General features: G+C 69.6%; 6 protein-coding genes. 2 read left to right on the top strand and 4 right to left on the bottom strand.

What is annotated here, in order from left to right:
* Both ACFZBU_RS25095 and ACFZBU_RS25090 read right to left on the bottom strand, forming a co-directional pair.
* A partial coding sequence (locus ACFZBU_RS25095) for an ATP-binding protein (RefSeq protein ID WP_391585887.1) occupies nt 1-1460 on the bottom strand: 1460 nt, incomplete at its 3' end.
* Nucleotides 1461-2260: 800 nt separating this feature from the next.
* Entirely contained in the window at nt 2261-3205 is a 945-nt protein-coding gene (locus ACFZBU_RS25090; protein WP_391585871.1) for a LysR family transcriptional regulator, read from the bottom strand.
* Nucleotides 3206-3317: 112 nt separating this feature from the next.
* Between ACFZBU_RS25090 and ACFZBU_RS25085 the strand changes: the two genes are divergently transcribed.
* Entirely contained in the window at nt 3318-4211 is an 894-nt protein-coding gene (locus ACFZBU_RS25085; RefSeq protein WP_391585870.1) for an NAD(P)H-binding protein, read from the top strand.
* 72 nt (nt 4212-4283) lie between these two features.
* Nucleotides 4284-4649: a darcynin family protein gene (locus ACFZBU_RS25080; protein WP_391585869.1), complete on the top strand. Its 366-nt coding sequence runs from the start codon at nt 4284-4286 to the stop codon at nt 4647-4649.
* 286 nt (nt 4650-4935) lie between these two features.
* Here ACFZBU_RS25080 and ACFZBU_RS25075 read toward each other — a convergent pair whose 3' ends face one another.
* Nucleotides 4936-5403 carry a hypothetical protein gene (locus ACFZBU_RS25075; RefSeq protein ID WP_391585868.1) on the bottom strand — a complete coding sequence of 156 codons (468 nt, stop codon included), beginning with the start codon at nt 5401-5403 and terminating at the stop codon, nt 4936-4938.
* 67 nt (nt 5404-5470) lie between these two features.
* A complete protein-coding gene (locus tag ACFZBU_RS25070) occupies nt 5471-6754 on the bottom strand; it encodes a damage-control phosphatase ARMT1 family protein (RefSeq protein WP_391585867.1) in 1284 nt (427 codons plus the stop codon).
* Nucleotides 6755-6850: the final 96 nt, after the last annotated feature.

Here is a 6850-nt window from a genome sequence, read left to right as displayed (position 1 = left end):
CCGCGGATCGGCAGGATCGCCTGGTACATCGGGTCACGGCCGGACTTGGCCGAACCACCGGCCGAGTCGCCCTCGACGATGAAGATCTCGCACTTCGTCGGGTCGTTCGACTGACAGTCCGACAGTTTGCCGGGGAGCGAAGCCGACTCCAGCAGACCTTTGCGGCGCGTCAGTTCACGGGCCTTGCGGGCCGCGACGCGCGCCGTGGCCGCCTGGATCGACTTGCGGATGATGTCCGCGGCCTCGTTCGGATTCCGGTCGAACCAGTCGTTGAGGTGTTCGTGCACGACCTTCTGCACGAAGGTCTTCGCCGAGGTGTTGCCCAGCTTGGTCTTCGTCTGACCCTCGAACTGCGGCTCACCCAGCTTCACCGAGACGATCGCCGTCAAACCCTCGCGGATGTCCTCGCCCGCGAGGTTGTCGTCCTTCTCGCGCAGGAACCTCCGCTCCCGCGCGTACCGGTTGACCAGACCCGTCAGCGCCGCGCGGAAGCCCTCTTCGTGAGTACCGCCCTCGTGCGTGTGGATCGTGTTCGCGAAGGAGTACACGCTGTCGGAGAACCGGGTGTTCCACTGCATCGCGACCTCCACCGACAGCAGGCGCGCGGTGTCCTCCGCCTCCAGCGAGATGATCGACGGGTGGACGGGCTCGCCCTTGCGCGCGTTCAGGTACTTCACGAAGTCGACGATGCCGCCCTCGTAGAAGTACGTCACCGTCCGCGCCATCGGCTCGGACCCGTCCGCGTCCGGGTCGTCGGCGCCCACCGTTGCCTTCGCGGATGCGCGCTCGTCGGTCAGCGTCAGGGTCAGGCCCTTGTTGAGGAAGGCCATCTCCCGGAAGCGGCGCGACAGTGTCTCGAAGGAATACTCGATGGTCTCGAAGATGTCGCCGTCGGCCCAGAACGTCAGCGAGGTGCCGGTCTCGGAGGTCTCCTCGTGCTGCTTGAGCGGGGCGGTCGGCACGCCCCTCTCGAACTCCTGGCTCCAGCGGTGCCCGCCGTTGCGCACCTCCGCCTCCACCCGCGTCGACAGGGCGTTGACCACCGACATGCCCACGCCGTGCAGACCGCCGGAGACGGCGTAGCCGCCGCCGCCGAACTTGCCGCCCGCGTGCAGCACCGTCAGGACGACCTCCAGGGCCGGCCTGCCCTGGGACGGCACGATGTCCACCGGGATGCCACGCCCGTTGTCGACGACCTTGATCCCGTCGTCGGCCAGGATCGTCACGTCGATGCGGTCCGCGTGCCCCGCGAGGGCCTCGTCGACCGAGTTGTCGACGATCTCGTAGACCAGGTGGTGCAGACCGCGCTCACCGGTGGAACCGACGTACATGCCAGGCCGCTTGCGGACCGCATCCAGGCCCTCCAGGACCTGGATCTGGCCGGCGGTGTAGGACACGTCCCCCGCGTTGCCCGTGGTGTACGCGGCTGCGGTGGTGTCGGCCGAAAGGTCGGAAGGGATGCCGGGATCGGTCACAGGGGCCTCTCTTTTCTGCACGTTTCTGGCACGACGAACCGCGCTCCCACCCGGTGGACGGGAGCGGCATGACATCGGACGGAGGCCGGCGCAGGATCGGCCGACCGGCCGGGTCCTGTTCCGCCGGGTTCACCATAGAACCGAGAACCAGGTTTAGCACACCCGATGCGTGCGATGCGGGCATGGCTTCAAGGGCTTCAAATGCCTCTGTAATGGCCTTGCAGCATAAGAGTTGATCCCCCCTACGCGTGAAGCATTAAAACTCGTTGGATCGCCGTCTGGGGATTCTCTGGCTTGGAGCAGCGGACCGCTGAAAAAAGGGGCCCCGGCACGGCCCGGAATTGCTCCGTGGAGCCCCTCGAAGCCGCCTATGGAGACATGAGGCATCCGCCTCTAGGTCATCCATCCGCCGTCCCGGGTGGAGGCGCTCACAGCGCGTTGCCGCCGATTCGCGCGGGCTTTCCTTCTCGACCGGTGCAGCTCGGTGCCGGTCGGTGCCGGTCGGGGATATCGGCGGCCGGTGGCAACGGGCATGAGGGCAGGCCGACTTCCGGAGCCGACCGTCGGCCGCGCGGGTCGGACCGGTCCTCGTTGCCGAGACGGCGATCGATCGTTCGCCCCGCGAGGTTCTCCTCGGCTGTCCTCCGGGGGAGCGAGTGAACCGGCACCCGGAATCGCCGGCGGCGACGAGGAGGTCGCCGGCGGCGCCGGGCGCGTCGGTCTGCTCTGCGGACGCCACTCCCGACGGTGCTCGGCATGTGCGTTCCGGCCCGGTCGCGGACCGGTCAGGCGCCTGTTCCGTCGGCCGTGCGCAGGGTTCGACGGACGGCGTTGCGGAGCCAGTGGTGTGCTCCGTCGGCGGCGTGGCGGGGGTGCCAGGCCATGCCGATGGCCACCGGTGGCAGCGGCAGGGGGATGTCGAGGAGGTGGAGGCCCAGCGCGGTTGCGGTCTCGGTCAGGGGCGAGGGGGCGGCGCCCGGGAGAGTGGCGGGGACTAGGCAGACGAAGTCGCTGCGGGCGGCGAGGGTCATCGCGGCCAGGTGGCCGGGGAGCACGACGGCGACCCGCCGGTGGAGGTCGAGTTCGGCCAGGGCGGTGTCCAGGGGCCCGGTGAATCGGCCGCGGCGACTGACCACGACGTGTTCGGCGGCGGCGAGCCGGGCCGGGGTCGGGGTTCCCTCGGTGAGGGGGTGACCGGGGCGCACACCCGCCACCATCCGGAGGGTGAGCAGTACTTCGACCCGGGTCTCGGGGTCGATGTGGTCGATGGATCCGATTTCCAGGTCGATCCGGCCGTCGCGAAGGACCGGTCCGCCCTCCAGGTCCTCGGTTCTGAACCGAAACGAAACCCCGGGCGCTTCCAGCCGGGCCAGTCGCAGCAGTCCGGGCGCCAGTGCCGCGCCGACGAGGTCGGCGGCCTGGAGGGTGAACGTGCTGCTCAGGGCGGCGGGGTCGACACCGGCGTCGGGGGTCAGCAGTGCGCCGAGCCGGCGCACCACGGTGGCGGCTTCGTTGCGCAGGGCATGAGCGCGGGGGGTGGGGACCATGACCTGTCCGGCCCGCACCAGGAGGGGGTCCTGGAGGATGCGGCGCAGGCGGGCGAGAGTGCGGCTCATGGCGGCGGGGGAGGTATGCAGGCGCGCGGCGGCGCGGGTCACACTCTGCTCGGTCAGCAGGGCGTCCAGCGCGACGGCGAGGTTGGCGTCGATGACTGCGTCGGGGTTGTTCACCAGGGTAATTCCATTTCAGGCAATGATTCGTTGCTGAGATTCCTATTGTGGCAACACCGTGATCCTCCGCAGGATGAGGTCGTACCCATCAGGCACGACCCGTGAGGTTTTCATGATCGTCGTCACCGCTCCCACCGGGAACATCGGCCGCCGGCTGCTGGCCCTGCTCCTGGAGTCCGTCTCGGACCGAGGCGAGGAACTGCGCGTGATCGTGCGCGACCCCGCCCGACTCACCGACGCGGTGCGCGAACGCGCCGAGGTGATCACCGGCTCGCACGGCACCCCCGAGGTCGTCGACCGTGCCTTCGAGGGCGCGGACGCCGTCTTCTGGCTCGCCCCGCCGGACGCCTCCCTGACCCCCTACGACGCCTACTCCGGCTTCACCCTTCCCGCCGCGAAGGTGCTTGCCGCCCACGGCGTGGGCCACGTCGTCGGCATCTCCGCGCTCGGCCGCGGCACCCCCCTCGCCGACCGCGCCGGACTCGTCACCGCGACCCTCGCCATGGACGACCTCATCGCCGGCACCGGCGTCGCCTACCGGGCGCTGGCCTGCCCGTCCTTCTTCGAGAACTTCCTGGAGGAGGCCGACTCGATCCGGGAGAAGGGCGTCTTCACCGACGTCGTCGCCCCCGACCGGAAGGCCCCTCTCGTCGCCACCGCCGACATCGCCGCCGTCGCCGCCCGACTGCTGCTGGACCGCTCCTGGACCGGCACGGAGAGTGTCCCGGTCCTCGGTCCGGAAGACCTTTCCTCCAACGATGTCGCCCGCATCATCGGCGAGCAGTCGGGTCGTTCCGTCCGCTACGAACGCCAGTCCTACGAGGGTCTGCGGACCGACCTCGTCGGCTACGGCCTCAACGAGGCGTTCGTCCAGGGCATCGTCGACATGAAGCGGGCCAAGGACGACGGCCTGGACGCCGGCGTCACGCGCACCCCGGACACCGCTTCCCCCACGACCTTCGAACAGTGGTGCGCCCAGACCCTCATGCCCGCCCTCCACCCCTGACGCCCACCCGCGAACAGCTCGCATCCGCGGCACTCACCGCACCGAAACCACCACTGCCTCAAAGGATTTGCCATGCCCTCTGCGGAAACCGAAACCCCGGTGACGGCGTTCATGCTCGTCAAGACCACGCCCGAATGGCTCGCGATGACCCCCCGGGAGCGGCTGGACGCCTTCACCACCGAGGTCGTCCCCGCGATCGAGGGCAAGGTCACCGGCGTCCGGTCACGCTTCTACGACACGGAGTTCTACTCCACGCGCGTCACCGACGTCTGGGTCTGGGAGGCCGTGGACCACCACGCCTACCAGCTCCTCATCGACGCGCTACGCGAAACCCCTTTCTGGGACCGCTACTTCGACATCGTCGACCTCCTCGTCGGCACCGAGAACGGCTATGCCCGCACCTACGGCATCGACGCGGTCACCAGCATCTCCACATGACCCACCGTCCGTTCCGCGCGACCGGTTGCCGCCGCCCCGAACGGCGGCCCGACCGACAACACCGCCCGCGGCCTCGGACGACACCCGACCCTCTCCGCGCCGGCCACACCCGGGCCCCCCGGGCGCATCCCGACCACCGACCGGCACCGGCGGAGGAAGACGGGCCGGGAGCGCCCACTGAACCACCCTGGGGCCGCGGCGATCCCTTTGGCGGAGGCAACGAGTGGGTGACGACATGCAACCGACCAAACCCGACGTCATCCACCCCTGCCGCCGGCCGCTCCCGTCACACCTGCTCGCGGTAGATCCTGATCTCCGCGGGCACGTGTTCGCAAAGGACTCTCCAGGCCGCTCGGTTCGTCAGTGCTTCGGCCCACCGATCGAGATCCTCCCCCGTGTCGTGGAAGAACCACGACTCGAACACGCCCAGCGCGCTCAAGGATGCGGCGAAGTCGTAGCGGAGTTCGCAGTGGACCTGCACGTATTGGTCGTGCTCGCCGTCGTCGTCGTTGATCTCGAACTGTCGCGTGAGGTCCAACGAGAACGTCGGCGGACCGTCGAACGTGTGGGTTCCGTACTGGAAGAGAAGTCCGTCGGCGTCGGAGGTGTCCGGGGTGTCGAAGCGAAACCGGCCGAATCGCAAGAATGCCGACCAGGTGCCTTCGGTGGTCGGATCGGCGACCGCACCCCGCTCGACCCGCAACTCGTCCCGCAGCAGGCGCATGGCTTCGTCCGTCGACACCCTCCCGTACATGCCCTGAATCTCCCCACTCGCCGAAACAGGTGGACAGCGTACTTACCCCGTCGGGTCGCACCCGGATTCAGTTGGTGCGGGTCGTGGTGTCGGGGGGTGCGTGGAACTGTACGAGGGCGTGTGTGCCCGATGTGCGCCATGCGGGTTCGGTGGCGTCGAGGCGGCATACGGTGTCCGGTTCGAGGCCGACGATCACGTCGGACTTGAGGGTGCGTAGCGATGCGACCGGGCCCGGGAAGTAGCCGACCGTGTCGCGGAAGGGGGTGGTCGGCGGCCAGTGCAGGTCGCCGACCAGGCGGCGGTGGTTGAGGTCGCCCTTGAGGATGGTCACCGTCGCCGAGGCGAAGTCGGCGCGCAGGTCCGCGGGCATCGCGGTGTAGGGCAGGGGCGCGCATGCGAATGTGTGGGTGCGGACGTCGAGTTGGCGTGCCGCCGTCGCCTGCCACAGGCGTTCGCCGACGCGCCCCGCGTACCCTGGGGCGGCCTTGAGTCGACGCAGGCACGCGAGCACGTCGGCCGGTGTCGCGTCGGAGACGTAGTACGGGTGGGGCTTGACGTGTAGCACGACGTCGGCGGCGAGTCCGGTGTCGAGCAGATGGTCGATCAGTACGAGGTCGGGGATCAGTTCGCCGCCCGCGTTGTCGGCGACCACGCACACGCGGCCGCCCGGTTCGGCCGCGAGGTGGCGCAGGAGCCGTGCGGTGTCGTCGGCGACCAGCGGACCCTGCGGCCCGTAACGATGCCTCGCGGTGCCCGAGTCGGTCCCCGCCGTGCCCGAGGTGCTGTCCGCGGTGCCTGCGTCGGTCTTCGCCGTGCCTGCGTCGGTCTTCGCGGTGAGGCGGAAGCCCAGGTCGGCGCGGTTGCCCCACAGCGATGCCATGACGAGCGCGTACGGCAGTTCGTCCGCGTCGAGTCGGGCGGTCGCCGCGAGGCCCGCCAACTCCTCGTCGACGGCGGGACCGTCGAGTTCGACATGCTTGGTCGGGCCGAACGGATCGATGCCTTGCCAGGGGCCCGCACCCGGCCCGCTGTCGAAGTAGCCGAAGGCGCCCAGCAGCCGACGGTAGAAGTAGCTTTCCGCCCACAGGAACGGGGCCTGCGTCCACGGACGTTCGTAGTACCTGCCGTGTTCGGCCCAGGCCGCCCACCGTGCCGCGTCGTGGGCCTCCGGGGGCAGAGGGCGGACGACGCCGTGCAGCGTCTCGGCGACCAGCCCCTCCAGCGCGTCGAGTTGTCGTGCGGCGAGCGGGAAGGCCGCGGCCAGCCTGCGTACCAGTTCGGGGTGGCGGTCGTGGAAGACGGTGAGTCCGTAGGAGCCGGGATCGCTCCACATGATCGGCAATGGCGGCACGCCGATCAGCTTAGGCGGCGTCCCGCGATTCCCCGAGCAGGGCATCACGGACGCCGACGGCAGACGGGACGGTCGGGTGGGCCTGTCGGCGGCCTT

It is taken from the genome of Embleya sp. NPDC008237 (assembly GCF_042956465.1).
GTDB lineage: Bacteria > Actinomycetota > Actinomycetes > Streptomycetales > Streptomycetaceae > Embleya.
Note: the sequence above shows the minus strand (reverse complement) of the source record. Positions and strands in the feature narration are given on the sequence as shown.

Excerpts from the sequence above, each read along its gene's own strand:
- ACFZBU_RS25085 (WP_391585870.1), top strand. The coding sequence starts at position 3,318 with ATGATCGTCGTCACCGCTCCCACCGGGAACATCGGCCGCCGGCTGCTG.
- ACFZBU_RS25080 (WP_391585869.1), top strand. The coding sequence starts at position 4,284 with ATGCCCTCTGCGGAAACCGAAACCCCGGTGACGGCGTTCATGCTCGTC.
- ACFZBU_RS25075 (WP_391585868.1), bottom strand. The coding sequence starts at position 5,403 with ATGTACGGGAGGGTGTCGACGGACGAAGCCATGCGCCTGCTGCGGGAC.